The organism is Mesorhizobium sp. M1182, from assembly GCF_040318335.1.
In the GTDB taxonomy this organism is placed as follows: domain Bacteria; phylum Pseudomonadota; class Alphaproteobacteria; order Rhizobiales; family Rhizobiaceae; genus Mesorhizobium.
In genome coordinates this window covers 25,803-49,588 of sequence record NZ_JAMYMD010000023.1, presented here as the reverse complement: position 1 = coordinate 49,588, position 23,786 = coordinate 25,803, and the positions used below count along the sequence as shown (strand labels likewise).

At 62.7% G+C, this 23,786-nt stretch carries 26 protein-coding genes; 11 read left to right on the top strand and 15 right to left on the bottom strand.

Features of this window, described 5'->3' with window-relative positions:
• Nucleotides 1-3 precede the first annotated feature (3 nt).
• The gene (locus NKH33_RS23150; protein WP_352921655.1) at nucleotides 4-702 is read right to left on the bottom strand and encodes a phosphatidylserine decarboxylase; all 699 of its coding nucleotides are present in this window, start codon (nucleotides 700-702) and stop codon (nucleotides 4-6) included.
• Between the two features lie 265 nt (nucleotides 703-967).
• Between NKH33_RS23150 and NKH33_RS23145 the strand changes: the two genes are divergently transcribed.
• The gene (locus NKH33_RS23145) at nucleotides 968-1,834 is read left to right on the top strand and encodes an SMP-30/gluconolactonase/LRE family protein (RefSeq protein ID WP_352921653.1); all 867 of its coding nucleotides are present in this window, start codon (nucleotides 968-970) and stop codon (nucleotides 1,832-1,834) included.
• A gap of 5 nt (nucleotides 1,835-1,839) precedes the next feature.
• On the opposite strand, the gene NKH33_RS23140 is transcribed toward NKH33_RS23145, so the two are convergent.
• The 4 genes from NKH33_RS23140 to NKH33_RS23125 form a co-directional block, all read right to left on the bottom strand.
• A complete protein-coding gene (locus NKH33_RS23140) occupies nucleotides 1,840-2,187 on the bottom strand; it encodes an antibiotic biosynthesis monooxygenase (protein ID WP_352871626.1) in 348 nt (115 codons plus the stop codon).
• Between the two features lie 89 nt (nucleotides 2,188-2,276).
• Nucleotides 2,277-4,163, bottom strand: a complete 1,887-nt coding sequence (locus NKH33_RS23135) for an ABCB family ABC transporter ATP-binding protein/permease (RefSeq protein WP_352471076.1) — start codon at nucleotides 4,161-4,163, stop codon at nucleotides 2,277-2,279.
• A gap of 19 nt (nucleotides 4,164-4,182) precedes the next feature.
• The gene (locus NKH33_RS23130; protein ID WP_352471075.1) at nucleotides 4,183-4,557 is read right to left on the bottom strand and encodes an ArsR/SmtB family transcription factor; all 375 of its coding nucleotides are present in this window, start codon (nucleotides 4,555-4,557) and stop codon (nucleotides 4,183-4,185) included.
• Nucleotides 4,558-4,616: 59 nt separating this feature from the next.
• Entirely contained in the window at nucleotides 4,617-6,122 is a 1,506-nt protein-coding gene (locus NKH33_RS23125; protein WP_352921651.1) for a LysM peptidoglycan-binding domain-containing protein, read from the bottom strand.
• Nucleotides 6,123-6,236: 114 nt separating this feature from the next.
• Between NKH33_RS23125 and NKH33_RS23120 the strand changes: the two genes are divergently transcribed.
• Complete coding sequence (locus tag NKH33_RS23120) at nucleotides 6,237-6,848, top strand: LOG family protein (RefSeq protein WP_352501912.1); 612 nt, start codon at nucleotides 6,237-6,239, stop codon at nucleotides 6,846-6,848.
• 101 nt (nucleotides 6,849-6,949) lie between these two features.
• On the opposite strand, the gene NKH33_RS23115 is transcribed toward NKH33_RS23120, so the two are convergent.
• The gene (locus NKH33_RS23115; RefSeq protein ID WP_352743309.1) at nucleotides 6,950-7,855 is read right to left on the bottom strand and encodes a LysR substrate-binding domain-containing protein; all 906 of its coding nucleotides are present in this window, start codon (nucleotides 7,853-7,855) and stop codon (nucleotides 6,950-6,952) included.
• Between the two features lie 100 nt (nucleotides 7,856-7,955).
• Between NKH33_RS23115 and NKH33_RS23110 the strand changes: the two genes are divergently transcribed.
• Complete coding sequence (locus tag NKH33_RS23110; RefSeq protein ID WP_352448978.1) at nucleotides 7,956-8,246, top strand: muconolactone Delta-isomerase family protein; 291 nt, start codon at nucleotides 7,956-7,958, stop codon at nucleotides 8,244-8,246.
• A 55-nt stretch (nucleotides 8,247-8,301) separates the two neighbouring features.
• Here NKH33_RS23110 and rarD read toward each other — a convergent pair whose 3' ends face one another.
• The 7 genes from rarD to cysS all read right to left on the bottom strand — a co-directional run bounded on the left by rarD (nucleotide 8,302) and on the right by cysS (nucleotide 14,713).
• Complete coding sequence (rarD, locus tag NKH33_RS23105) at nucleotides 8,302-9,234, bottom strand: EamA family transporter RarD (protein ID WP_352471070.1); 933 nt, start codon at nucleotides 9,232-9,234, stop codon at nucleotides 8,302-8,304.
• 83 nt (nucleotides 9,235-9,317) lie between these two features.
• Nucleotides 9,318-10,940, bottom strand: coding sequence for a citramalate synthase (gene cimA, locus NKH33_RS23100; RefSeq protein ID WP_352743306.1), 1,623 nt, complete (start codon nucleotides 10,938-10,940; stop codon nucleotides 9,318-9,320).
• The gene (gene pip / locus NKH33_RS23095; protein WP_352743304.1) at nucleotides 10,937-11,893 is read right to left on the bottom strand and encodes a prolyl aminopeptidase; all 957 of its coding nucleotides are present in this window, start codon (nucleotides 11,891-11,893) and stop codon (nucleotides 10,937-10,939) included. Before pip ends, cimA begins: the two co-directional genes overlap by 4 nt.
• Nucleotides 11,890-12,366 carry a GFA family protein gene (locus tag NKH33_RS23090; RefSeq protein WP_352448982.1) on the bottom strand — a complete coding sequence of 159 codons (477 nt, stop codon included), beginning with the start codon at nucleotides 12,364-12,366 and terminating at the stop codon, nucleotides 11,890-11,892. The genes pip and NKH33_RS23090 overlap by 4 nt, the downstream gene beginning before the upstream one ends.
• The gene (locus tag NKH33_RS23085) at nucleotides 12,363-12,854 is read right to left on the bottom strand and encodes a GFA family protein (protein WP_023677742.1); all 492 of its coding nucleotides are present in this window, start codon (nucleotides 12,852-12,854) and stop codon (nucleotides 12,363-12,365) included. Before NKH33_RS23085 ends, NKH33_RS23090 begins: the two co-directional genes overlap by 4 nt.
• A 6-nt stretch (nucleotides 12,855-12,860) precedes the next feature.
• Nucleotides 12,861-13,247, bottom strand: coding sequence for a VOC family protein (locus NKH33_RS23080; RefSeq protein ID WP_352471065.1), 387 nt, complete (start codon nucleotides 13,245-13,247; stop codon nucleotides 12,861-12,863).
• Entirely contained in the window at nucleotides 13,244-14,713 is a 1,470-nt protein-coding gene (gene cysS, locus NKH33_RS23075) for a cysteine--tRNA ligase (RefSeq protein WP_352921649.1), read from the bottom strand. Before cysS ends, NKH33_RS23080 begins: the two co-directional genes overlap by 4 nt.
• A gap of 412 nt (nucleotides 14,714-15,125) precedes the next feature.
• On the opposite strand from cysS, the gene NKH33_RS23070 reads away from it, so the two are divergent.
• Complete coding sequence (locus NKH33_RS23070; RefSeq protein WP_023677745.1) at nucleotides 15,126-15,275, top strand: hypothetical protein; 150 nt, start codon at nucleotides 15,126-15,128, stop codon at nucleotides 15,273-15,275.
• A gap of 56 nt (nucleotides 15,276-15,331) precedes the next feature.
• On the opposite strand, the gene NKH33_RS23065 is transcribed toward NKH33_RS23070, so the two are convergent.
• On the bottom strand, nucleotides 15,332-16,093 hold the full coding sequence (locus tag NKH33_RS23065; protein WP_352921647.1) for an SOS response-associated peptidase: 762 nt from the start codon (nucleotides 16,091-16,093) through the stop codon (nucleotides 15,332-15,334).
• A 123-nt stretch (nucleotides 16,094-16,216) separates the two neighbouring features.
• On the opposite strand from NKH33_RS23065, the gene NKH33_RS23060 reads away from it, so the two are divergent.
• The 4 genes from NKH33_RS23060 (at nucleotide 16,217) to NKH33_RS23045 (ending at nucleotide 18,582) form a co-directional block, all read left to right on the top strand.
• A complete protein-coding gene (locus NKH33_RS23060) occupies nucleotides 16,217-16,642 on the top strand; it encodes an NUDIX hydrolase (protein ID WP_352871499.1) in 426 nt (141 codons plus the stop codon).
• Nucleotides 16,643-16,690: 48 nt separating this feature from the next.
• The gene (locus NKH33_RS23055) at nucleotides 16,691-17,068 is read left to right on the top strand and encodes a TIGR02301 family protein (RefSeq protein WP_352921645.1); all 378 of its coding nucleotides are present in this window, start codon (nucleotides 16,691-16,693) and stop codon (nucleotides 17,066-17,068) included.
• 372 nt (nucleotides 17,069-17,440) lie between these two features.
• Nucleotides 17,441-17,698 carry a hypothetical protein gene (locus NKH33_RS23050; RefSeq protein WP_023677749.1) on the top strand — a complete coding sequence of 86 codons (258 nt, stop codon included), beginning with the start codon at nucleotides 17,441-17,443 and terminating at the stop codon, nucleotides 17,696-17,698.
• Nucleotides 17,699-17,778: 80 nt separating this feature from the next.
• Nucleotides 17,779-18,582 carry a hypothetical protein gene (locus NKH33_RS23045; RefSeq protein WP_352771616.1) on the top strand — a complete coding sequence of 268 codons (804 nt, stop codon included), beginning with the start codon at nucleotides 17,779-17,781 and terminating at the stop codon, nucleotides 18,580-18,582.
• Here NKH33_RS23045 and NKH33_RS23040 read toward each other — a convergent pair.
• Nucleotides 18,579-19,910, bottom strand: coding sequence for a dihydroorotase (locus NKH33_RS23040; RefSeq protein ID WP_352540781.1), 1,332 nt, complete (start codon nucleotides 19,908-19,910; stop codon nucleotides 18,579-18,581). The genes NKH33_RS23045 and NKH33_RS23040 overlap by 4 nt on opposite strands.
• Before the next feature lie 83 nt (nucleotides 19,911-19,993).
• Here NKH33_RS23040 and ygfZ point away from each other — a divergent pair, with 83 nt between their 5' ends.
• The 3 genes from ygfZ to NKH33_RS23025 all read left to right on the top strand — a co-directional run bounded on the left by ygfZ (nucleotide 19,994) and on the right by NKH33_RS23025 (nucleotide 23,689).
• Entirely contained in the window at nucleotides 19,994-20,854 is an 861-nt protein-coding gene (gene ygfZ, locus NKH33_RS23035) for a CAF17-like 4Fe-4S cluster assembly/insertion protein YgfZ (RefSeq protein ID WP_352771033.1), read from the top strand.
• Nucleotides 20,854-21,486 carry a YfbR-like 5'-deoxynucleotidase gene (locus NKH33_RS23030; protein WP_023719870.1) on the top strand — a complete coding sequence of 211 codons (633 nt, stop codon included), beginning with the start codon at nucleotides 20,854-20,856 and terminating at the stop codon, nucleotides 21,484-21,486. The genes ygfZ and NKH33_RS23030 overlap by 1 nt, the downstream gene beginning before the upstream one ends.
• A 64-nt stretch (nucleotides 21,487-21,550) precedes the next feature.
• Entirely contained in the window at nucleotides 21,551-23,689 is a 2,139-nt protein-coding gene (locus NKH33_RS23025) for a putative bifunctional diguanylate cyclase/phosphodiesterase (RefSeq protein WP_352921643.1), read from the top strand.
• Nucleotides 23,690-23,786 lie beyond the last annotated feature (97 nt).

The window sequence follows — 23,786 nt, the reverse complement described above, 5'->3', positions numbered from 1 at the left end:
CGGTCAGGAGACCCGCACGAGCGGCGTTGCAGCAACGCCGCCGAATTCCGCCAGCACCGTCTCACCGCCAACCGCGGTCTGGCCGACGGCGACACGCGGCGTCGCGGTCGAGGGCAGGAAGACATCGACGCGCGAGCCAAAGCGGATCAGCCCGAAGCGCTGGCCGGTGCCGATGGCGCCGCCGGGCTCGGCCCAGCAGACGATGCGCCGCGCCACCAGGCCGGCAATCTGCACCGCGGCGACCGTTCCATTGGGGCTTTCGATGACCAGCCCGTTGCGCTCGTTCTCGGTGCTTGCCTTGTCGAGCTCGGCGTTGAGGAATTTTCCTGGTCGATGCTCGATCCTGGAAATGCGGCCACGCACCGGCGAGCGGTTAACGTGGCAGGAAAAGACGTTCATGAATACCGAGATGCGGGTCATTTCACCGCCGCCGAGGCCAAGCTCGCGCGGCGGCACGGCCGGGCCAACCGCCGAGACGATGCCGTCGGCCGGGCTGACAACCAGCCGGTCATCGATCGGCGTGACACGCTCGGGATCGCGGAAGAAATAGGCGCACCAGGCCGTCAGGATGAGACCGATCCAGAACAGGGTCGAGGAGAAGTAGCCAAGAAAGAGCGTCGCCGCGCCGAACGCAGCGATAAAGGGATAACCCTCGCGATGGATCGGAACGAACGCATTCTTGATCGTGTCAACGAGGCTCATGGGATGAGGGCAACCTTGGTTCCAAGTCCGGCCTCAATAGCGGAAACACCCCGCGGTCGCAACGCGACAATGAGAGCGCTCGGGGGGTGGCGGTCGCCGCCGTTTTCAGGATGCCGTTAGCAGCATCCGGACTGCCGAAGTGATCAACCGGAAATGTTCATTGCGATTGTCGGAACGCAGCACTCTCGCCCGTCCTTGGCAAGACAGCGCCTCTCATCGGCCTTTCGGCCATGACGATTTGCGCAAACCCGGAGGTTCTCGGCCCATGCAAAGATCAGCAGCTAGGCAAGTGCAAGTGGTGATGAACGGCTTGGCCTTCGGCGAGTCACCGCGCTGGCACGACGGCCGGCTGTGGTTCTGCAACTGGGGCACAGGCCAGATCATCGCCGTTGACGCCCTAGGCAACAGCGAGATCGCGCTCACCGTGCCGGCCACCCTGCCCTATTCCATTGACTGGCTGCCGGACGGGCGCCTGCTTGTCGTGTCCGGCCGCGAAGGGCTGATCCTCAGGCAGGAGGCAGACGGGACATTGGTCACCCATGCCGATCTGAGACAACTATCAAAGAGCCCGTGGAACGAGATCGTCGTCGATGGACGCGGCAACATCTATGTCAATGGTGGTGGGCCCGCTCCGGGTCCCGGCCAGCATTTCGGCCCCGGCGCCATCGTGTTGGTCGCGCCTGACGGCTCGGTTCAGCAGGTGGCTGAGAACCTCGCCTTCGCCAATGGCATGGCGGTGACGCCTGACAACAAGACGCTTATCGTTGCCGAGTCCCACGCCAACCGGCTGACCGCCTTCGACATCGCTGCCGATGGTGGCCTTTCCAACCGCAGGATCTGGGCCAATCTCGGCAACGGTTTTCCCGACGGCATCTGCCTCGATGCCGAAGGTGCGGCCTGGTATGCCGACGTTCCGAACCGGCATTGCGTGCGGGTGCGCGAGGGCGGCGCGATGCTCGAAAGTGTCGATGTCGACCGCGGCTGCTTTGCCTGCATGCTCGGCGGCAGCGAGGGAAAAAAGCTGTTCATCGTCGCCGCCGAATGGCGCGGCTTCGAACATATGATCAGCGATGCCCGTACCGGCCAAGTGCTCAGCGTCGACGCTACTGCGCCGGGCGCCGGCTGGCCGTAGAGAGCTTACATCCCGGGAATCCGCTGATAGTTGGCAATATCGGCCTTGACGCCAAGTCGCGCGATGGTCTCCTGAGGCTTGAAGCCGCTGCGCTCATGCGCGGCCTTGATGATCGGCACGACCTTGTCGACCGCGGCCTGCCCTTCCCATTCGACAATGGTCACGAGGTTGAACTCGCCCGGCCCCGAGAATTGCTCAAGCAGGAAATCCTGGACGAACCCTTGCTGCTGGCGCAGCAAATCATGCGTCATCCGGACCTTGGCAAGAATCTCCTCGCGGGCGTTGGCCGGAACGACAAACTTGTCCACCCGGAATACACTGCCGCCACTAACTGCCTGATTTATCCCATTCATATCGATTGTCTCCGTTTTTGGACGACGCATCTTGCTGCGATCCAAAACGGCCTACGATCTCAACTTAAGTTGAGGTCAAGCACGAATTTTCAGCTCACCTCCGAGGTGCGGCGGCGGACGACGACGCCGAACTCGTCGCTTTCGCGGGCGATACGCAGCCGCTCCTCGGCCTCGCTTGCCTCGCGCTGGCGGTCCCACATCGATGCATAAAGGCCGCGCTTGGCTATCAAGGCGACATGGGTGCCGCGCTCGGCGATCTGGCCATCCTGCAGGACGATGATCTCGTCGGCCGAAATCACTGTGGACAGCCGATGGGCGATGACGAGGGTGGTGCGGCCCTGGCTGACTAGGTCGAGTGCCGCCTGGATCTCCTGCTCGGTGTGGCTGTCCAGCGCCGAGGTCGCCTCGTCGAGCATCAGGATCGGCGGTGCCTTCAAAATGGTGCGGGCAATCGCCACCCGCTGCTTCTCGCCGCCGGACAGTTTTAATCCGCGCTCGCCGACCATTGAGCGATAGCCGTCGGGCAGCCGCTCGATGAACGGTCCGATCTGGGCCAGTTCTGCCGCCTTGCGCACATCCTCCTCGCTGGCGCCGACGCGGCCGTAGCGGATATTGTAGGCGATGGTGTCGTTAAACAGCACCGTGTCCTGCGGCACCATGCCGATGGCAGCGCGCAAGCTCTCCTGCGTCACGTCGCGAATGTCCTGGCCGTCGATCAGAATCTGGCCGCGCTGGATGTCGTAGAAGCGAAACAAGAGCCGCGAAATGGTCGACTTGCCGGCTCCGGAGGGGCCGACGATGGCCACCGTCTTGCCAGCTGGCACCTCGAAGCTGATGCCCTTCAGGATCTTGCGGTTGGGGTCGTAGGAAAAATGTACGTCGCGGAACTCGACCCTGCCGGCATCGACGACCAGCGGATTGGCGCCCGGCCGATCGACGATCTCACGCTTGACGTCGAGTAGATCGAACATGTTTTCGATGTCGGTCAGGCCCTGGCGAATTTCGCGGTAGATCATGCCGATGAAATTCAGCGGCACCGAAAGCTGCATGAGCATGGCGTTGACGAAGACGAAATCGCCGACGCTCTGTGTGCCCGCCTTCACCTCGAGCGCCGACATCACCATGACGACGGTCATGCCGATACCGAAGATCACACCTTGGCCGAAGTTCAGCCAGCCAAGCGAGGTCCAGGTCCTGGTCGCCGCCAACTCGTAGCGCGCCGTGGACCGGTCGAACCGCTCGGCCTCCATGGTTTCGTTATTGAAATATTTGACTGTTTCGTAGTTGAGCAGCGAGTCGATCGCCTTCGTGCTGGCTTCATTGTCGCTTTCGTTCATCTCACGGCGGATCGAAATACGCCAATCGCTCGCCCTGACGGTGAACCAGACATAGAGCCAGACCGTGACCGCGATCACCAAGACGTATAGCCAGCCATAGGTGACGGCGAAGATGCCGGCGGTGAGCGCGAATTCGACGATTGTCGGCGCCGTCGCCAGCATGGTGAAGCGGACTATCGTCTCGATGCCCTTGGTGCCGCGCTCAATGACGCGCGACAGTCCGCCGGTGCGCCGTTCGAGGTGGAAGCGCAGCGACAGTTCGTGCATGTGCACGAAGGTGCGGAAGGCGAGCCGGCGGACCGCATGCTGGCCGACCCGTGCAAACAGGGCATCGCGTAACTGGTTGAAGCCGAGCTGCACCAGCCGCACCGCATTGTAGGCGACGACCAGCATGACCGGCGCCAGCAGCAGGGCCGGCAGCGGCGGCGGCGATTTGCTATCGCCGGCCAGTGCGTCGGTCGCCCATTTGAAGAAATAGGGTCCGGCCACCAGGGTCAGCTTGGCGACCACCAGCAGTACGGTGGCCCATACCACTCGGGCCCTCAGGTCGGCGCGGTCGGCCGGCCACATATAGGGCCAGAGATTGCGCAACGTTCTGAAGGTCGAGCCGGAATCTGCGGAAACGGTTTTCTCGGCCATTCTTGTTTACCTTATGATTTTAGCGGCCGGAGCAGCAGGAATCGACCAGCGCGGCCAGCGATGCCGAAACATCGGCGAGCGCGGCGCGGTCGAGCTCATAGCGGGAGCGCTGGCGGTCAGGCTCGAAGCGGATCAGCCCGGCCTCGACCAGGATCTTCAAATGCTGGGAAACGGTGGACTGCGCCAGGTCGAGATGCTCGACGACCTCGCGACAGCAGCAGGAACGGCTTGCGGAAAGGTGTTTGAGAATTTCGATCCGCGCTGGATGCGAAAGGGCCGCGAGCCGGACAGCGACAGCGCGGCTATCCGGCATGCAGTTGGCCGGCGTGCAGTTGGCCGGCGGGCGTTCATCTGCCGCGCGGCTTCGGTCCGTTACGAGGGGGGATTCGGTCATCGTCCATCGGCGATAAACGATGACTGGCCCTGCCGCAAGCTATCCTGATGGGCAGAAGGCTATTCGGCCTTGACTGGCGCCGTCGTCATCTGGTCGCCCATTGCCTTGAGATCGGCGGGCTCGCCTTCCTTCGATTTCTCCGGCACCTTGAACACCTGCCCCGGCCAGATGCGGTTCGGATTGCTGATCTGGTCCTGGTTGGCGAGATAGATGGTCGAGTAGCGCATGCCCTGGCCATAGACCCGCCGCGAAATCCGCCACAGCGTGTCATGGCGGCGGATGATGACTGCACCATCGGCATGTTCGAGCTTTGGCGCCACGGTCTCGGGCGTTTCGCCCGGAGGCGTTGCGACAGCCATTTCGGCCGGGGCCTCGGTTGTAGGAGCGGGGGCAGTTGCGGGCGTTTCGGCGGCCGTTGCCGGTGCGGCTTCGGTCGCCGGAGCATTCGGCTCGGCTGGTTTTATCCCGGCAGGCTTCTGCTCGGCCGGCGCCACGGCCGCAACCGCCTCACCAGGCTCGCGCTCGAACGGCACAGCCGCACGGGCAACCACCGTCACGCCGTCGGCATCGAGCGCATCGACGTGGATGGTGTAGGTGCCGACCGGGATGTCGCGTGTCGCTTCGACCAGGAAGTGGCGGTCGGGCGAGGTCTTCGCGTCACCGAGCAGGATATCGTTGGCATACGCACGCACCTTGCGGCCGGGATCGGCGACGCCGGCAACGAAAATCTTGTTGCCGTCGATTTCGACAGCTTCGACGACGATCTTCCGCTCCGCCGCGGAAGTAGCGGGCGCTGCCGGTGTGGCGGGCGCTGCCGGAGCCGGCGCGGCTTCAACAGCGGCCGGCGCGGCAGGAGCAGATGCTGCTGGAACGTCAGCCGCCGGGGCGGCTGGCGCCGGCGCTGCGGCAGCCGGCAATTCGGTGCCCGTGGCGGGTGGCTGAACGGCCGCCTGTTCGCCGACAGGCGGCGAGGCGTCAGATTTCGCCTGAGGGGCCGGAACAGTGAGCAGTTCGGACGGCTTGCCCGGCTCCTCGACCATTGCCAGCACCTGGCCGGTGGAATTCTGGGGGATCGAAACGACGGCGGTCTGCGCCGAGGCGGTCACGACATTGCCAGCCGTCGAGCGCAGTGTGATCGTGTAGTCGCCGGGCTTCAGCGGATCGTCGAGAATAATGGCAAAGGCGCCGTCGGGACCGGCGACCGTCGAGCCGAGCACAGCCGAACCGTTGAGAATCTCGACCTTGGCGTTGGGCGCCGCATTGCCGGCGACGACGATCGAGCCGTTGCTTTCGACGCGCACGATGTCGAAGGTCGGCACGATTGCACCTGCTGTGGCCGGCGTGGCGGGCGCTGCCGCATCGGTGGACGCGGCAGACGCAGGCGGCAGCCGGTCCTCGGTCGCTGGAGCGGCCGGTTTAGAAGCCCGCGGCGTCAGCGCCGCGACCTCCGCAGGCCGGGTAGAATTGAGATACGGGTCGAGTGCGCCCGATACATAGGCGGTTCCCGCCGCTGCGACAGAGCCGCCAGCCGCGAACAAAAACGCCTTCAATGGATTAATTGCCATGTTTCCCTGCCCCTTAGCCACCTAATTTCGGTCTAGCCTGTTTTGCCAAAGCCGACAAGAAAAAGCCCGCCCCGGGGCTTGACCATGCCTATAGTCCCTATCACCAATCATAACATGAACACGATTCGATCTGTCTGCGTCTATTGCGGCTCGTCCTCGGGCCGAGATGAGACCTATATCAAGGCCGGACACCTGCTTGGCCGCTCGATCGCCAAGTCCGGCCTGCGTCTGATTTATGGCGGCGGCACTAAAGGGATCATGGGTGCCGTCGCTGAAGGGGCATTGAAGGCCGGTGGCAAGGTAACCGGCATAATTCCACGCTTTCTGATCAACCGGGAGGCGACCGAAACCGCGCTCAACCGGCTCGACGAGCTCGTCATCACCGACAACATGCACGAGCGCAAGCACAGGATGTTTGAGAAATCCGACGCCTTTGTGGCGTTGCCCGGCGGCATCGGCACGGTCGAGGAGATCGTCGAGATCATGACTTGGGCGCAGCTCGGCCATCACCGCAAGCCGATCGTCTTCGGCAACGTCGGAGGGTTCTGGGATCCGATGCTGGCGTTGCTCGACCACATGGCAACGGAGGGCTTCATCCACACGGCGCAACGGGTCAAGCCGCTGGTGGTCGAGGATCCGGAAGCAATCGTCGCCGCTATCATGGTGGCGGGATCCTCCGTCGATGCACCGACGGAGGGTGTGCAGTCGGTGATTGATAAGATGTAGAGTGAATGGTGAATGGTGAATGGTGAATGGTGAATGGTGAATGGTGAATGGTGAAGTAGAAGACTTTCCAAACCGGCGCCTGTCCATTCACTATTCACTATTCACTCCTTGCCTACTGCCTTCCTCAAGTCTCCGATGACCGCACGCTTGTCCTGACGCCGCCAGGCGAGATGGATCGAGACGGTGCGTTCAAACCACGGCAGATCGCGAAACACGGTCTGAGGCGGCGCGGCACTCCGCAGGCTGGCCTGCACCGTCGCCAGCCCAAGCCCGGCGCTGACCAGGCCCAACGACGTCAACGGATCGGTCGTCTCATAGGCAATGTCGGGCAGGAAGCCCGCCTTCGCGCAGGCGGCGAGAAATTGGCTGCGGTTGGTGTCGTCAGGCTGGCGCACCACCGTGATCCAGGTGCGTCCGTCCAGTTGCTGCGGCAGTATCTCCGCGATTTCTGCCAATGGATCGCCTTCCGGCATCGCCAGAACCAGCGGCTCGCGCATAATGAGCATGGCGGCGATGTCGGGATCGTCGGCAGGAGGAGGCGTGTAGACGAGGCCCAGATCGAGCGATCGTTCGCGCAGCGCTTCGATCTGGGCGGCGGAACGCTGACCCTTCAGTTGAAGATGAAATTCGGGCCGGTCGCGGCGAAACTGGCGCAGCATCCGAGCGACAAGCCCGGCATGGACCGCACCTTCCACATAACCGATGGCGAGACGGCCGACCGTACCGCTGGCGAGATTGCGGCCGAGCTCCTCCAGCCGTCTTGCATGAGCCAGCAGCGCACGCGCCTCGGCAAGAAAAGCGCGGCCCTCGGCATTGAGATGAACACGCTGCCTCGCCCTCTCGAACAGTGCGACGCCCAGCTGCTCCTCCAGCTGAATGATCTGACGGCTGAGCGGCGACTGCGAGATGTGCAGCAATTCGGCGGCACGCCCGACGTTGCCGGTTTCGGCCACCGTGATGAAATAGCGAAGCTGGCGCAGGTCGAACATTGTTGCTTCGATGCTCAAGTCCCGTGAGGTCTCAAATTTAGCCTAATCAGTCTTGGACTGTCTGGCCAGCAGAAGCGAATATTTCCGCCATTCCAACGGCCAACATCAGGAGATTCCGATGCAGTTCTTTGCCCTTCTAGCGCGCAACACCGAAAAGTTCACCGACGCCGATTTCGCGCCGCTGCTGCCTGGCGAGGCCGAGCAGCGCCGCACGCTCTATGCCGAAGGCGCCGTGCGTCAGGTGTGGAATCGGGGTGACATTCCCGGCAGCGGCATGATGTTCGAAGCCGGCAGCGATGCCGACGTGCGCCACCATCTTGCAACTTTGCCGCTGGTCAAGGCCGGCATGATGGATATTGCCGCCGTCGTGCCGCTGCAGCCATATCCCGGCTTCGGGCCGAAGCGCTGAGCGCTCGTGAAAGACGCGGCTGCCGGCATTAAGACCGGCCAGCCGCCTTTCTTCGTTACGCGGCGCGAGCTGATGCGGAAACGGTCTTGCGCGCCGAAGAAAACATCGACCAGGAGTACATCGCCAGTGCCGCCCAGATCAGCCCGAAGGCTATGGCCTGAACACTGCCGAAGGGTTCGCCGAAAATCAGCACCGCGATCAAAAAGACGATCGTCGGCGCGATATATTGCATGATGCCGATGGTGGAGAGGCGCAGCAGCCTGGCGCCGAACGCAAACAACAGCAGAGGCACGGCGGTGACCGGACCGCAGCCGATCAGCAAGGCGGTGTCGTTCAGCGAGCTGGAGACGAAATGATCCTGTCCTGTGGCGATCAGGAAGATGATGTAGCCGAGTGCCGGCACCGACAGCAGCAGCACTTCAAGCAGGAAGCCCTGGCTCGGGCCGATTGGCAGCGTCTTGCGGAAGAAGCCATAGGCGGCAAAGGAAAAGGCCAGCACCAGCGACACCCAGGGCAGTTTGCCGGCGTCGATGGTCAGCACCGCGACCGCGATTGCCGCCAGCACCACCGCCGCGATCTGCAGGCGGTCGAGCCGCTCGCCGAGGAGCAGCGCGCCGACAACGACGCTGACCAGCGGGTTGATGTAGTAGCCGAGCGCGGTCTCGATGGTGCGGTCGACCGCGATCGCCCAGACATAGATGCCCCAGTTGACCGAGATCAGCGCCGCCGTCAGCACCGCCATCGAAATGATGCGCGGCGAACGAACTGCCGCTTTGAAATCGGCAGTGCGACCGGCCCAGACCAGGACAGCGGCCGCGATCGGCACCGACCAGACGATGCGGTGGGCGATAACTTCGGCCAGCGGCAGATGCGCGACAGCCTTCATGTAGAAGGGCAGCAGCCCCCAAAGCAGGTAGGCGCCGAGCGCCAGCAGGAAGCCGCGACGAGCTTTGGTATCGGCATCGATTTGAAGTGCTTGGGTAGCCATGGCCCAAGGCTATGCGCCAGCGGCTTGCCCAAAACCATCGCAAATTGCTGATGGATCAATGGAGTCTTGCTGATGGTTCAACACTACTCCGCCGCTGCCAGTCCCGCCATGTCGCGGTTCTTCATCAGCTTGTAGACGATCGAATCCATCAACGCCTGGAAGGAAGCGTCGATGATGTTTTCGGAGACGCCGACCGTCCACCAGCGCGCACCGGTGCCGTCATGCGATTCAATCAGCACGCGGGTGATCGCCTCGGTGCCGCCGTTGAGGATACGCACCTTGAAGTCGGCCAGTTCGAGATCGGCGATCTCGCTCTGGAATTTGCCGAGATCCTTGCGCAGCGCAATGTCGAGCGCGTTGACCGGGCCGTGGCCTTCGGCCACCGACATCTTCTCCTCGCCCTCGACCAGCACTTTCACGATCGCCTCCGAGACCGTCTTCAGCTGGCCGTTGGCGTCGAACCGGCGCTCGACCATGCAGCGGAAAGAAGTGACGCGGAAGAATTCCGGCAGGCCGTGCAGCATCTTGCGCGCCAAAAGCTCAAAGCTGGCGTCGGCACCTTCGTAGGCATAGCCCTCGGCCTCGCGCTCCTTGACCACGGCGATCAGCGCGTCGAGGCGATGGTCGTCCCGGGGCATGTCGATGCCACGCCGTTTCAGCTCAGCAAGGAAATTGGCCTTGCCGCCCTGGTCCGAAACCATGACGCGGCGGCGGTTGCCGACGGTCTCTGGCGGCACATGCTCGTAGGTCGCCGGCTCCTTTGCCAGCGCCGAGGCATGGATACCGGCCTTGGTAGCAAAAGCGGAGGCGCCGACATAGGGCGCCTGCGCTTCGGGCGCACGGTTCAGCAACTCGTCGAAGGCGCGGGACAGGCGCGATATACCGGTCAACGCCTCTGCCGAAATGCCTGTAGCAAAGCGGCCCGAAAAGGCCGGCTTTAACGCCAATGTCGGCACGATCGAGATCAGGTTGGCGTTGCCGCAGCGCTCGCCGATGCCATTCAGCGTGCCCTGGATCTGGCGGACGCCGGCCTCCACGGCAGCAAGCGAATTCGCCACCGCCTGGCCGGTGTCATCATGGGCGTGGATGCCGAGATGGTCGCCCGGTATGCCAGCGGCGATCACCTTTTCGACGATGGCGCGCACCTCGGAGGGCTGCGTGCCGCCATTGGTGTCGCACAGCACCACCCAGCGCGCGCCGGCATCGTAGGCCCTCCTGGCGCAGGCCAGCGCATAATCGGGGTTGGCCTTGAAGCCGTCGAAGAAATGCTCGCAGTCGACCATCGCCTCCTTGCCGGCAGTGAGCGCCGCCTCGACCGAGGCCTTGATCGCCTCGAGGTTCTCCTCATTGGTGCAGCCGAGCGCGACGCGGACATGGTAGTCCCAACTCTTGGCGACGAAGCAGATGGCGTCCGACTTCGACTGGACCAGCGCGGCAAGCCCAGGATCGTTCGAGATCGACACTCCTGCCCGTTTGGTCATGCCAAAGGCAACGAACTTGGCATCGGCCGTGCGACGCTCGGCAAAGAAGGCGGTGTCGGTTGGATTGGCGCCGGGGTAGCCACCCTCGACGTAGTCGATGCCGAACTCGTCGAGCAGCTTGGCGATCGCGATCTTGTCCTCGACGGAGAAGTCGATACCCGGCGTCTGCTGACCATCGCGCAGCGTGGTGTCGAACAGATAAAGGCGCTCGCGAGCCATGGTCATTTCCCGGCAAACATGTCCGTTGCGCGGATCAGCCTGTCGAGGATACCCGGCTCCGAATAAGCGTGGCCGGCGCCTTCGATCAGATGGAAATCCGCTTTCGGCCACGCCTTGTGCAGCGCCCAGGCGTAGCACGCCGGGCACGGCATGTCGTAGCGGCCGTGAACGATGGTACCCGGGATATCCTTAAGCTTCCATGCATCGCGCAGCAGCTGTCCCTCTTCCAGCCAGCCGGCATGGACGAAATAGTGGTTCTCGATGCGGGCGAAAGCCAGGGCATAATCATCCTGGCCGAAGGGACCGCTGGTTTCCGGTTCCGGCAGCAGCGTGATCGTCTCGCCCTCCCACAGGCTCCAGGCGCGGGCGGCCTCGACCTGCGCCACAGGATCGCTGCCGACCAGCCGTTTGCGGTAGGCGGCCATCATGTCGCCGCGCTCGGCCTCCGGGATCGGCGCCAGAAACCGCTCCCACTTGTCGGGGAACATCTCCGACACGCCGAACTGGTAGTACCATTCGAGTTCGGCGCGGGTCAGCGTGTAGATGCCGCGCACGACCAGTTCGCTGACCCGCTCGGAGTGGGTCTCGGCATAGGCCAGCGCCAGCGTCGAACCCCACGAACCGCCGAACACCAGCCATTTGTCGAAGCCGCACATTTTTCGCAGGCGCTCGATGTCGGCGACCAGGTGCCAGGTGGTGTTGGCTTCAAGCGAGGCATTAGGCGTCGATTTTCCGCAGCCGCGCTGGTCGAACAGGATGACATCGTACAGCTTCGGATCGAACAGCCGCCGGTGCTTTGGCGAAATGGTGCCGCCCGGCCCGCCATGCAGGAAGACAGCCGGCTTGGCCCCTCTGGTGCCGGAGCGCTCCCAATAGACCTGATGGCCATCGCCAACGTCGAGCATGCCGGACTCGAAAGCCTCGATCTCGGGATAGAGGGTACGGAATTCGCTGCTCATAATTTCAGGCCCTGCTGCGGCCAGTTGGCCGTCTCGTGATCGGGATGCTGGAAGGAGATGATGGATTCCTGTCGCGCGTAGAAATCCGGGTCGTCATGGATCGGCGCGTCGAAGATCGTCTCGACCCAAGGCAGCCTGGCGGCGTAGTTAACCTGGATCTGCGGCGCCAGATCGGAACGGTCGTCGAAGGCGCCGATGGCGATCTCCAGCGCGCCGGGCTGGCGGTAGGTCAGCGGTGTGCCGCAGCGGGCGCAGAAGCCGCGATCGATGTTGACCGACGACTGAAAGTAACTCGGCTCCTCGCGCACCCATTCGACGCCGTCGCTCGGCACTGTCACCAGCGCGCCGAAAAACGACCCGAACTGTTTCTGGCACATGCGGCAATGACAAATGGACGGGCGGCCGAGCGCCCCGTGGATGCGAAAGCGCACGGCGCCGCACTGGCAGCCGCCGGTACGAACGGTTTCGGTCATGATTTTTCCTCCGGCGGCCATTGTTCGGTGTCGTGGTCGGGATGTTGGTAGGAGACGAGATCGGCGAGATAGGAGGCCGACGAGACGTCGGCCATCGTTTCCTCACCTGGCAATTCGTGGACGTGATCCACGTACGGGAGCTTGGCTTCGACACCCCATTGGATGGTCGGCGCAATCTCCTCGGGGTGGTCGAATGTGGCGATGGCGAGGGCCACCCCGTCGGGCGCTTCAAAGGTCAGCGGCGTGCCGCATTCGGCACAGAAACCGCGCAAAGCCGCGTTGGACGAGCGGAAGCGTTTGGGCTCACCGCGCGTCCAGTCCAGCCTTGCGCCGCGCACCGAGACCAGCGGCAGGTAGAAATTGCCGCTCGCCTTCTGGCACATGCGGCAATGGCATACGGAAGCATCGCCGAGAGCTCCTTCGACGCGGAAGCGCACCGCGCCGCACTGGCAGCCGCCTGTATAGACTGGTCTGTTGTCGAGGCTCATCGCGCACTACTCCGGGGCATGGCAAACCGCCTCGACATTGTTGCCGTCGGGATCGAAAACAAAAGCGCCATAATAGTTCGGATGGTAGTGCGGGCGCAGGCCCGGCCGGCCATTGTCCTTGCCGCCGGCGGCAATCGCCGCGGCGTGAAAGGCATCGACCTCGGCGCGGCTGCGAGCCGTGAACGCGACATGCTGATGATCCTTCGGCTTGTCCTTGCCGGCATGCAGCCAAAACACCGGCCGGTCGCGGCCGTAGCCGCCGACCTTGGCGCCGCCGGTATATTCCTGCGGCACCATGTAGAGCAGCGCGGCGCCGAGCGGCGCCATCGCCTTGTCGTAAAAAGCCTTCGACGCGTCGAAATCCGAAACGGTGATGCCGAGATGATCGATCATCTTTTTACCTCCCAGGTGGTGATGCGTTCGCCGGTGACGGGGTCCTTGCCGTCCTTCAACTGGATGCCTTGCGTCAGCAACTCGTCGCGGATGCGGTCGGCCTCGGCCCAGTTCTTTGCGGCGATCAGCGCGAGGCGTTTGGCGATCGCCTTGGCAATGGCGTCTTCATCCACCTTGGCTGTTGCGATGTCGAAGCCGAGGAACAGAAGCGATGCCTTCAGTGAAGCGGCAGCATCGTTGTCTTCGGCGACTGCGTTGCCGCTACCTGCGTTGAAATCAACAGCATCACCAGCCAACTGCGTCAGCAACTGGAATGCGGCGTAGGTGGCAAGGTCATCCGACAGCGCTTCGATCACATCCGCCGGCACCGGCTTTGCCGTCGGCGGCGCCAGATCGGCCGCCCGCTTCCATTTGCGCAGCGTATTCTCCGCCTCTTCCAGCTTGCGCACGGAAAAGTCGATCGGCTCGCGATAGTGCGTCATCAGCATCGCCAGCCTGAGCACCTCGCCCGGCCATTTGCGGCCGCCAAAGGTATCCGTCTCCAGCAATTCGGTGATCGAATAGAAATTGCCCAGGCTCTTGGACATCTTCTGGCCCTCGACCTGCAGGAAACCGTTGTGCATCCAAACCTTGGCCATCGTTTCGGTGCCGTGGGCGCAACGCGATTGCGCGATCTCGTTCTCGTGGTGCGGAAAGATCAGGTCGAGACCACCGCCATGGATATCGAACACCTCGCCGAGATAGGCGGCCGACATCGCCGAGCACTCGATGTGCCAGCCCGGCCGACCCCTGCCCCACGGGCTGTCCCAGCCCGGCTCCTCGGGCGAAGACAATTTCCACAGCACGAAATCCTGCGGGTTCTTCTTGTGCTCATCGACGGCGACGCGGGCGCCGGCCTGCTGCTCATCGAGATTGCGCTTCGACAACTGCCCATAATCCGGCATGGAAGCGGTGTCGAACAAGACTTCTCCAGCCGCGACATAGGCATGGCCGCGTTCGATCAAGCGTTGAATCAAGAAGATCATGTCGACCTTGCCGTCGGGCCTGGGCTCGACGAACTCGGTGGCGCGCGGCTCGACCGTCGGTTCCAGGCAACCGAGCGCCGCAACGTCCTTGTGGAACTGACCGGCGGTCTTTTCGGTGACCCGCCTGATCGCTTCGTTCAGCGACAGCTTGCCCGATGCAATTTCGCCGCCGAAATCGCGCAGCGCGCGAGCGTTGATCTTGTCGTCGACGTCCGTAATGTTGCGGACGTAAGTGACGTGCGCTTGCCCGTAGAGATGGCGCAGCAAGCGGAACAGCACGTCGAAGACGATCACCGGCCGCGCATTGCCGATATGGGCGAAGTCATAGACCGTCGGGCCGCAGACATACATGCGCACGTTGCGCGGATCGATCGGGAAGAAATCCTCCTTGCTCCGCGTTAGCGTGTTGTAGAGGCGCAGGCTCTTCGATGCGTCAGACATACGTGCGTTCCCGGTGTGTTACTTTGGCATGACCTTTTGGGATCGTGCCTGGATGGAGTCGGTTACGCCGAGGCGCGAATCGGCTCCAGCCTGCTGGCCGGGGCGTTTGTCCAATCTGGGAGGAGATGAGGCGAAAACGTCCAGGACCAGCGCGAGGCTAGCCAATAATGCAAATGCCACAAATGGCGAAAGACGTTCTCATGGCCGGCTTTATCGCCTTGCCCGGTGTTGCCGTCAAGTCGCTACCTTCGCCAAAAATATCGTTGGCTCACAGGAATTGAGCCACTGAAACATTTTATTAAACAGGTCGGCACTGTGATGAAACATTCGCCGGCTAGATCAGCAAGCGTCACGATTTGGTCGGATTCGGCCAGCAAACGCAGACACGAAGACGTTACCAGGGAAGAGAACAATGCCTAAGCAAGAATCCAACCGCGCCAAGCAACCGGCGCTCGCCAGCCATTACCGGGCGATCGGCCCGGCAGCAATCGTCGCAGCTCTTCTGCACACCGCGAAGAAGAAGAAGCCGGCGCAAAAAATCGTTTCGCCGCGCGCTGCCTGAGAATGCCGTCGGGAAAGATTGAGGCGCTCACGGCGAACCAGTAATAGTAGCTTTTGCTAAAATAAACTCATCTGACTGTCGTTCGCGCCGGACTTCCGGCGCTTGACCTTGTCGGGCTCAAGCTCGACGACGCCCTTCTCCTGAATCTCCGGCCCGGTATTGGCGACCTTGTTGACGAGGTCGGAAATCGGGATCGCTTCGAAGAAATCGAGCTGGGCGGGTCTCAGCAGATCGGCCACGTCGCGCGGCTCGAGCGTGCGGCAATCCAGCCAGCGCGCGAAATCTTCGGGATGGATCACCACCGGCATGCGGTCGTGGATATGGGCAGTGTGGGCATTGGCGTGGGCGGTCAGAATGGCGCCGGTGTCCATTTCCGAGCCGCCCGGCTCGGCATAGGTCTCAATCAGCCCGGCGAAGGCGACAAGCCCGCCACCCCTTGGCCGCACCCAATAGGGCTGCCCTCTTCTGCCACCGGTTTGGTGCCATTCGTAGAATCCCGAAGCCGGTACCAGGGCGCGCCTATGGCGCATGGCAGCGCGAAACGACGCCTTTTCCGAAGCCCCCTCAGAACGCGCGTTGAACAGCAGCGGGAAGTTACGCGTATCCTTGACCCAGGCCGGGATCAGGCCCCAGCGCACCAGCATCGAGCGGCGGTCGGGCAGGTTCGAGCCCGGCGCCTGTGGCAATCCGGCGAACGCCATCAGCACCGGCTGCGTCGGCGCGATGTTGTAGCGGGCCGGAAACTCCTCAAGTTCCGCTAGGCTGAGAAAGGCGGCGGTCTGGTCCGGAGTGGCCGTCAAAGCAAAGCGTCCGCACATGAATTCAGCTCTCGAATTGGTGGCATGTGAAAGTGGCCATGGAATCCGCCTTTCGCAACCGCTAAAGCTGTTCGCCGGCGGCCGGTCCACAACGGGCTATGCCAATCGAGCGATCCGAAGCCCATGGAAGCACGCAAGATCATTCCGGCAGTCTCGGTCTGCGTCGTGCGCGAGAACACGGTGCTGCTGGTCAAGCGGGCCAGGCCGCCCTCGCAAGGTCTCCATGCCTTTCCCGGCGGCAAGGTCGAAGCCGGCGAGACGCTGGAACAGGCAGCACGGCGCGAATTGCTGGAAGAGACCGGATTGCAGGCGCGCAGCTACCGGCCGCTGCGGGAAATCCACATCGACGGCAGCGGCGACGGGCATCCTGTCGACTACTGGCTGACGGTGTTTGGGGCCGAGTATGCTGGCGGCGAGGCGGTGGCCAGCGACGATGCCGAGACCGCGGGTTTCTATACGCTGGCCGAAATGACAGCGATGCCGCTCGCCGATGCAGTGTTTGAAATTGCCGACGATCTACTCGGTCCCGACAAAGACGGCGAGATCTGAGCCAGAGAATCGCCTTGCAGGCGACAAATTGTTTCAGCACAAGGACCCATGAGCCGCACGTCTTCGTTTCTCGCCGCATGCCTCGCCGTCAGTGTGGTTGTCGGTGCGCGCCCGGCGATTGCCGCCGAAGCACCGTTCGAGCCCCGGCTGATGCGGCTGGCGGAAGTGCTCGGCTCGCTGCATTTCCTGCGTAATCTGTGTGGCGAGAAGGGCGATCGGTGGCGAGCCGAGATGGAAAAACTGATCGCATCGGAAAATCCGAACCCGGAGCGGCGCGCCCGCTTCATCGCCAGCTTCAACCGCGGCTACCGGTCGTTCGGCGGTACTTATACGCAATGCACGGCCTCGGCGACGGAAGCCATCAGCCGCTACATGAAGGAAGGCGAGACGCTGTCTCGCGACATCGCCTCGCGCTACGGAAACTGACGGCGGCAGCCGCTTTGCGGAAAAGCCGCATCAAGGGTCGGCGCCGTTGCGGCGGACGCGTTCGACGCTTCTCCGCTTGCCTCGAGTGAGGTCTTGGTGCAAACCTGATGTTGCACTTTTGCAACTATGTTAACGAAACGTTAGCGCGCAGATGTGAAATTAACTCAAACTGAAGGTTTCCGTCCCCTTGGCCTGCCTAATCGGCTAAGTTTGAAACGGATCGGACGCAGGTTTGCTGGACGCGACGGAATTTGTAGACGACGACCAAAAAAATGTCGCATTTACAAATACTTACTGCGCCTGCGTGTAAAAGGGACAACTCAAGCTTGATCCCTGTCCAACGGATCACCGCTTGAAAGGGTGGACATCGCAATGGAACATGGCGTCAACGACATCGACGCGCTGGTCAGGGAAGAAAAGCGCCTGACCGCCGTGGAAAGCCACAGCGAAGCCTGGGCAGAAGGATTGTCGGCCGGGATCGAGCCGGAAATCATCGCCGAGGCGGCCCTCGAAACGGCATTCGGCGAAATGCTGCGCACCAATGGCGAGACCTCGGCGCTTGCCCTGCTCGATCGCATGCGTGAAAAGGTGATTGCCGGGGCCTTCGAGCCCGAAAGACTGCGTCACTGACCCCCGTTCTTTGACGACGGCGCGCCGCCGGACATCGTGTCCGGGCACATGGATGGGCTGGAACCAGGGAGTAGCAGGCGGTGAATTTTTCGATATCAGGCAAGCCGCGCGGCCTGGTCCTCAGCATTTGGTTCACCGCTTCCTGCGCGATGATTCCTTCTGCACTGTTTCTTGCGAGCAGTCCCTCTCAAGCCCTCAGCGAGATCAAGCGCGAAGACCTTCCCTCACCGGTCACGCCGCCGCCCGACGCTGACATGTCGCCGCCCGGAAGTACCGTGCCGATGCCCGGCCCGCTCGGCACGACGCCACCACCGGCCAGCCAGCCGACGCCATCCGACGAGCCGGAACAAACCGAACCGAAAGGGCCGGCCAACGATGGCGGCATGGCCAATCCGCATGTCGATCCGGACGCGCCCGTGCCCGAAGTCGTCTACGACCTGGCCAAGTTGCCGGAACCGGTCAGGCGCATGCACGATCTGATAGTCGAGGCCTGCAAAAGCGGCGACATCGAAAAACTTCGACCGCTGATTGGCAAGGGCGACATGATGACCCAGTTGTCGCTGGGTGACATCGAGGGCGACCCGATCGCCTTCCTGAAGGGCCTTTCGGGCGATACGGAAGGCCAGGAGATTCTCGCCATCCTGGAAGAAGTGCTCAGTGCCGGTTTTGTCCATGTCGATGCCGGCACGCCGCAGGATCTCTATGTCTGGCCCTATTTCTTCGCCCTGCCGCTGGACAAGCTCGATGCCAGGCAGCGGGTCGAGCTGTTCAAGATCGTCACCGCCAGCGACTATGACGACATGAAGCAGTTTGGTGCCTACATTTTCTACCGCGTCGGCATCACGCCGACCGGACAATGGACGTTCTTCGTCGCCGGCGACTAGCGCGCCAGCGCCTCGGAAAATTCCACCGCCCTGCCCTGGCTTGGCGTGACGATCTCGCCTTCCCACATCACGCGCCGGCCGCGCACGATGGTGCCGACGGGCCAGCCGGTCACCTGCCTGCCGTCATAAGGCGTCCAGCCGGCCTTGGAGCCTTGCTGGGCGTTGGCGATGGTGTCGCGGCGCTTCAGATCGACGATGGTCAGATCGGCATCGTAGCCGGCGGCAATACGGCCTTTCCTGGCGATGCCGAAAATACGCTGCGGGCCGTGGCTGGTCAGGTCGACAAAGCGCTGCAATGTCAGCCGGCCGGCGTTGACATGATCCAACATGATCGGCACCAACGTCTGCACCCCGGTCATGCCGGACGGCGACGCCGGATAAGGCTTTGCCTTCTCGGCCAGCGTGTGCGGCGCATGGTCGGAGCCGAGCACATCAACGATGCCTTGCGCAACGCCGTACCAGACCCCGTCGCGATGGCGCGTGGCGCGCACCGGCGGGTTCATCTGGATCAGGGTGCCCAACTGCGCATAATCATCGGCGCTCAGCGTCAGATGATGCGGCGTCGCCTCGCAGGTCGCGACATCCTTGTGCTGCTCGAGGAAGCCTACCTCCTCGGCGGTCGAGATGTGCAGCACATGGATCCGGGCGCGGACCTGGCGCGCGATGCGCACAAGGCGCTCCGTGCAGCGCAACGCAGCGATCTCGTCGCGCCACACCGGATGTGAGGACGGATCGCCCGCGATGCGCTCGCCAAGCCGCTCGCGCAGCCGGAACTCGTCCTCGGAGTGAAAGGCGGCGCGGCGGCGTGTGTTCCTCAGGATCGAGGCAACGCCTTCGTCGTCCTCGACCAGCAGGTCGCCGGTGGACGAGCCCATGAAAACTTTTATGCCGGCCGCACCAGGCAGCCGCTCGAGATCGCCAGCGTCTTTTGCATTGTCGCGGGTCCCGCCAACCCAGAAGGCAAAGTCGCAATGCATGCGGCCGGTGGCACGCCGCACCTTGTCGGCAAGGGTTGCCTCACTGGTGGTCAGCGGATTGGTGTTCGGCATCTCGAAGACGGCGGTGACGCCGCCGAGCACCGCTGCCCGCGAGCCCGTCTCCAGATCTTCCTTGTGCTCCAGGCCCGGCTCGCGGAAATGCACCTGGCTGTCGACGACGCCCGGCAGGATGTGCAGCCCACGGCAGTCGATCGTCTCACCGGCCGACGCCTGGCGGAGGTCGCCGATGGCAGCGATGCGCCCACCATTGATGCCGACGTCGCGAAAACCCTGGCCGTCGTGATTGACCACGGTGCCGCCTGTCAGGATGAGATCGTAGATGGGGGCCATACGGATCCGGTCTCTTGCGGGGGAAGTGCCAGCGGCTTACGTAATGGCCGATAGTTTTGCAAGATCAGGCTCGTTTTCCCACCATGCCCTTTGCCCCGCTCAGAGATCGCGCACTCGTTTCCGTGTCCGGGCCGGATGCCGAGCACTTTTTACAGAACATCCTGACCACCGACCTCGACGTGCTCGGCAGCAGCGAAGCAAAGCCCGGCGCGCTGCTAACGCCGCAAGGCAAGATCCTTTTCGACTTCCTGATCTCGCGCGCCGGCGAAAATGCTTTCCGACTTGAATGCCGTACCGAGACCGCCGATGATTTCATGCGCCGGCTGACGCTCTACAAATTGCGCGCCAAAGTCGAAATTGCCAAGCTGGATCAGCCGGTTGTGGCCGTCGCATGGGGAAGCGATTCAACCACTTCGCAATTTGAATCAGCACCGTTTGCTGATGCGCGGTTTGTCGATACTGCCGTCAAGCGCTTCTACGATGACACCGCAGATGGCGGCGACCTTGCCGCATGGCAAGCCTTTCGCATCGCCCATGGCATTGCCGAAAGCGGTGCGGACTACCAACTCGGCGACGCTTTTCCGCATGACGTGCTGCTCGACGAGATCGGCGGTGTCGGCTTCAAGAAAGGCTGCTACGTCGGCCAGGAGGTCGTCTCGCGCATGCAGCATCGAGGCACTGCCAGGCGTCGGGTGTTGATTGTCTCGGCCGAACGCACCCTGCCCACTTCGCGCGCAGAGTTGACCGTGGAGGGGCGACCGGTCGGCACGCTTGGCTCGACCGCGGCCAGGACAGGCCTTGCCATTGCCCGCATCGACCGGGTCAAGGCAGCGCTCGACGCCGGCCTGCCGATCCTGGCGGAGGATGTCGCCGTGTCGCTCGCTATCCCGTCCTGGGCGAAATTCAGCTTTCCGCAGGAAGCCATCGGCGCGGAGGATGCCTGATGGCTGCCGATCGCGCCGGGGCGCCGCCGCGCGCCTGGCAGCGCATGCTGTCCGGCCGACGGCTCGATCTGCTCGATCCCTCGCCGCTCGACATCGAGATCTCCGATATTGCCCATGGCCTTGCCCGCGTCGCACGCTGGAACGGCCAGACCAGAGGCGAGCACGCCTTTTCTGTCGCCCAGCATTCGCTGCTGGTCGAAACGCTTGTCGGCGAGCTGATGCCGGATGCCGACGCCGACGCGCGGTTGGCGGCGCTGCTGCACGACGCGCCGGAATATGTCATCGGCGACATGATCTCGCCGTTCAAATCCGTGATGGGCGGCAGCTACAGGGATTGCGAGATCAGGCTGCAGCGCGCCATCCATCTGCGCTTTTCACTGCCGGCCGAACTCGACGCGGGACTGCGCAAGGAGATCAAGCGAGCGGATCAGATCGCCGCTTATTTCGAAGCAACGCTGCTTGCGGGTTTTTCGACGGCAGAGGCGACGGAGTTCTTCGGCAGGCCGCGCGGCTTCAACGCCGAGCGCTTCGACGTCACGCCGCGCTCGGTGACTTGGGCGCAGAATGCCTTTCTCAAACGCTTTGCGGCGATCGAAAAGTCGCGACGCCAGACTGCCGTTCCAGCCGGCTGAAAACGGTAAATTAACCGGCAGGGACAACAGTGCCATGGTTAACCATGGTCCATAGGCTTGCCTCATGCCCGTTGCCGGTATCAAGGCTGGTTCGTCCGTCCGCCGACGGAGGGCCAAAGGCGTTGGTCAGCCGCAACCTATTGAAGACGAGCTGCGCGAACAGAACGAGCGTTTTTCGGCAGCGGTCGAGAACATGTCGCATGGCCTGTGCATGTTCGATGCCGATGAACGGATGATCATCTGCAACAGGAACTACATCAGCATCTTTCGCCTCGACGCCGAAGTGGTGCGGCCCGGCATCCGGTTTTTCGACATCCTCCAGCACAGCGTGGATATCGGCATCGCCTCGCAAAGCGCTGAGCAACTCTATGCCATCCGCAAGCCCTATATCGACCAGGCAAAGCCTTCCACCTATGAGGAAACGCTTGCAGATGGGCGTATCGTCAACATTTCGCACCGGCCGCTGGCGTCAGGCGGTTGGGTATCGATCTACGAGGACATCACCGAGCAACGGCGCGCCGAGCAGGAGTTGAAGGAGCAGCACCGCCGTTTCGACGCGGCACTTGCCAACATGTCGCAAGGCCTTTTGATGTACGATGCGGATGGCAAGCTGATCGTGCGCAACGAACGTTTCCTGGAACTTTATCATGTCAGACCGGCCGACTTCCCGCTTGGCATGAGTCACCATGATGCGTTCAAGCGGCTGCTGGAACTGGGCATTTATACAAAGCTCGACCCCGACAGCGAAATCTCGCAAATCGAAGCCTGCCTGCGGGCGGGGAAAACACACGTAACGCATCGCCATCTCGCTGATGGCAGAACGCTGCTGGTTGCGCGCCGGCCGATGAGCGGCGGCGGCTGGGTCGCGACGTTCGACGACGTCACCGAGCGCAGGCGCGTGGAAGAGCGCATGACCCATCTTGCGCACCACGACACACTGACCAACCTGCCCAATCGCTCGATGCTTCGCGAACGGCTCGACCAAGCCCTGAGTGAGACGAGAGACGGATCGCTGGCGATATTCTCGCTCGACCTCGATCATTTCAAGGCGGTCAACGACAGCTGGGGCCACCCCGCCGGCGACTGGCTGCTGAAATGCGTGGCCGAACGGCTGCAACGGTGCCTGCGCAATGAAACGGACGTTGTCGCCCGCTTCGGCGGCGACGAATTCGTCATCATCCAGTTCAATCTCAAAAGCCCGGGCGACGCGGAAAAGCTGGCCAAACGCATCGTCGAGATCATCGGAAAGCCATTTCGCGACAAAAGACACGACATGCGTGTCGGCATCAGTCTCGGCATTGCGCTGTTTCCGAATGACGGCAAGGACGCCGACACTTTGCTGAAAAATGCCGATATGGCGCTCTATCGGGCAAAGAGCGAAGGGCGCAACCTGTACCGCTTCTTCGAACCAGCCATGGACGCGATGGTGCGGGCACGCCGGGCGCTCGAAATCGATCTCAGGGCAGCGCTGTCGCGACGGGAATTCGAGCTGGATTTCCAGCCGATCATGAACATCGCCTCCGGCGAAATCGTCGGTGCCGAAGCCTTGATGCGCTGGCGTTCGCCGGTGCGCGGCCTGGTACGGCCGGACGACTTCATTCCGGCCGCCGAGGAGACCGGGCTGATCGTGCCGCTTGGAGAATGGGCGCTGCGAAAAGCCTGCACGACCGCGGCAGGCTGGGCGGCTTGGCGCATCGCCGTCAATGTCTCCGCCGTACAGATCAAAAGCGGTACCTTTGCCCGCAGCGTTATCTCGGCCCTGGCGTTCTCGGGCGTGCCGGCCAACCGGCTTGAACTGGAAATCACCGAAACGGTGCTGATGGACGAGAGCGATCTGGTGCTCAAGACACTCAGGCAGCTACGCGATCTGGGCGTCCGCATCGCGCTGGATGATTTCGGCACCGGCTATTCGTCGCTGGGCTACCTCAGGCGCTTTCCCGTCGACAAGATCAAGATCGATCGCTCTTTCACCCGTGACATCGACAGTCGCGATACCGCGGCGATCGTGCGCACCATCATCGGGCTTGGCGCACAGCTGAGCATCACCGTCACCGCCGAAGGTGTCGAGACCGAAGCGCAGCTTGAATTCCTGCAAAAGGAGGGTTGTGTTGAGGCCCAAGGCTATTTGATCGGGGTGCCGTCAAAGGCGTCGGACATTAATCGGCTGCTGAAGTCGAGCGCGACGATCCGGCAGTCCGGCTAAGTGCGACAGTCTCGCGGAAGCGCGGGCAACCGGCTCCTTGAGATGACGCTCGATCCGCGAATTCCTTGATAGGAGAAGGCGGCATTCAGGTGTGGCG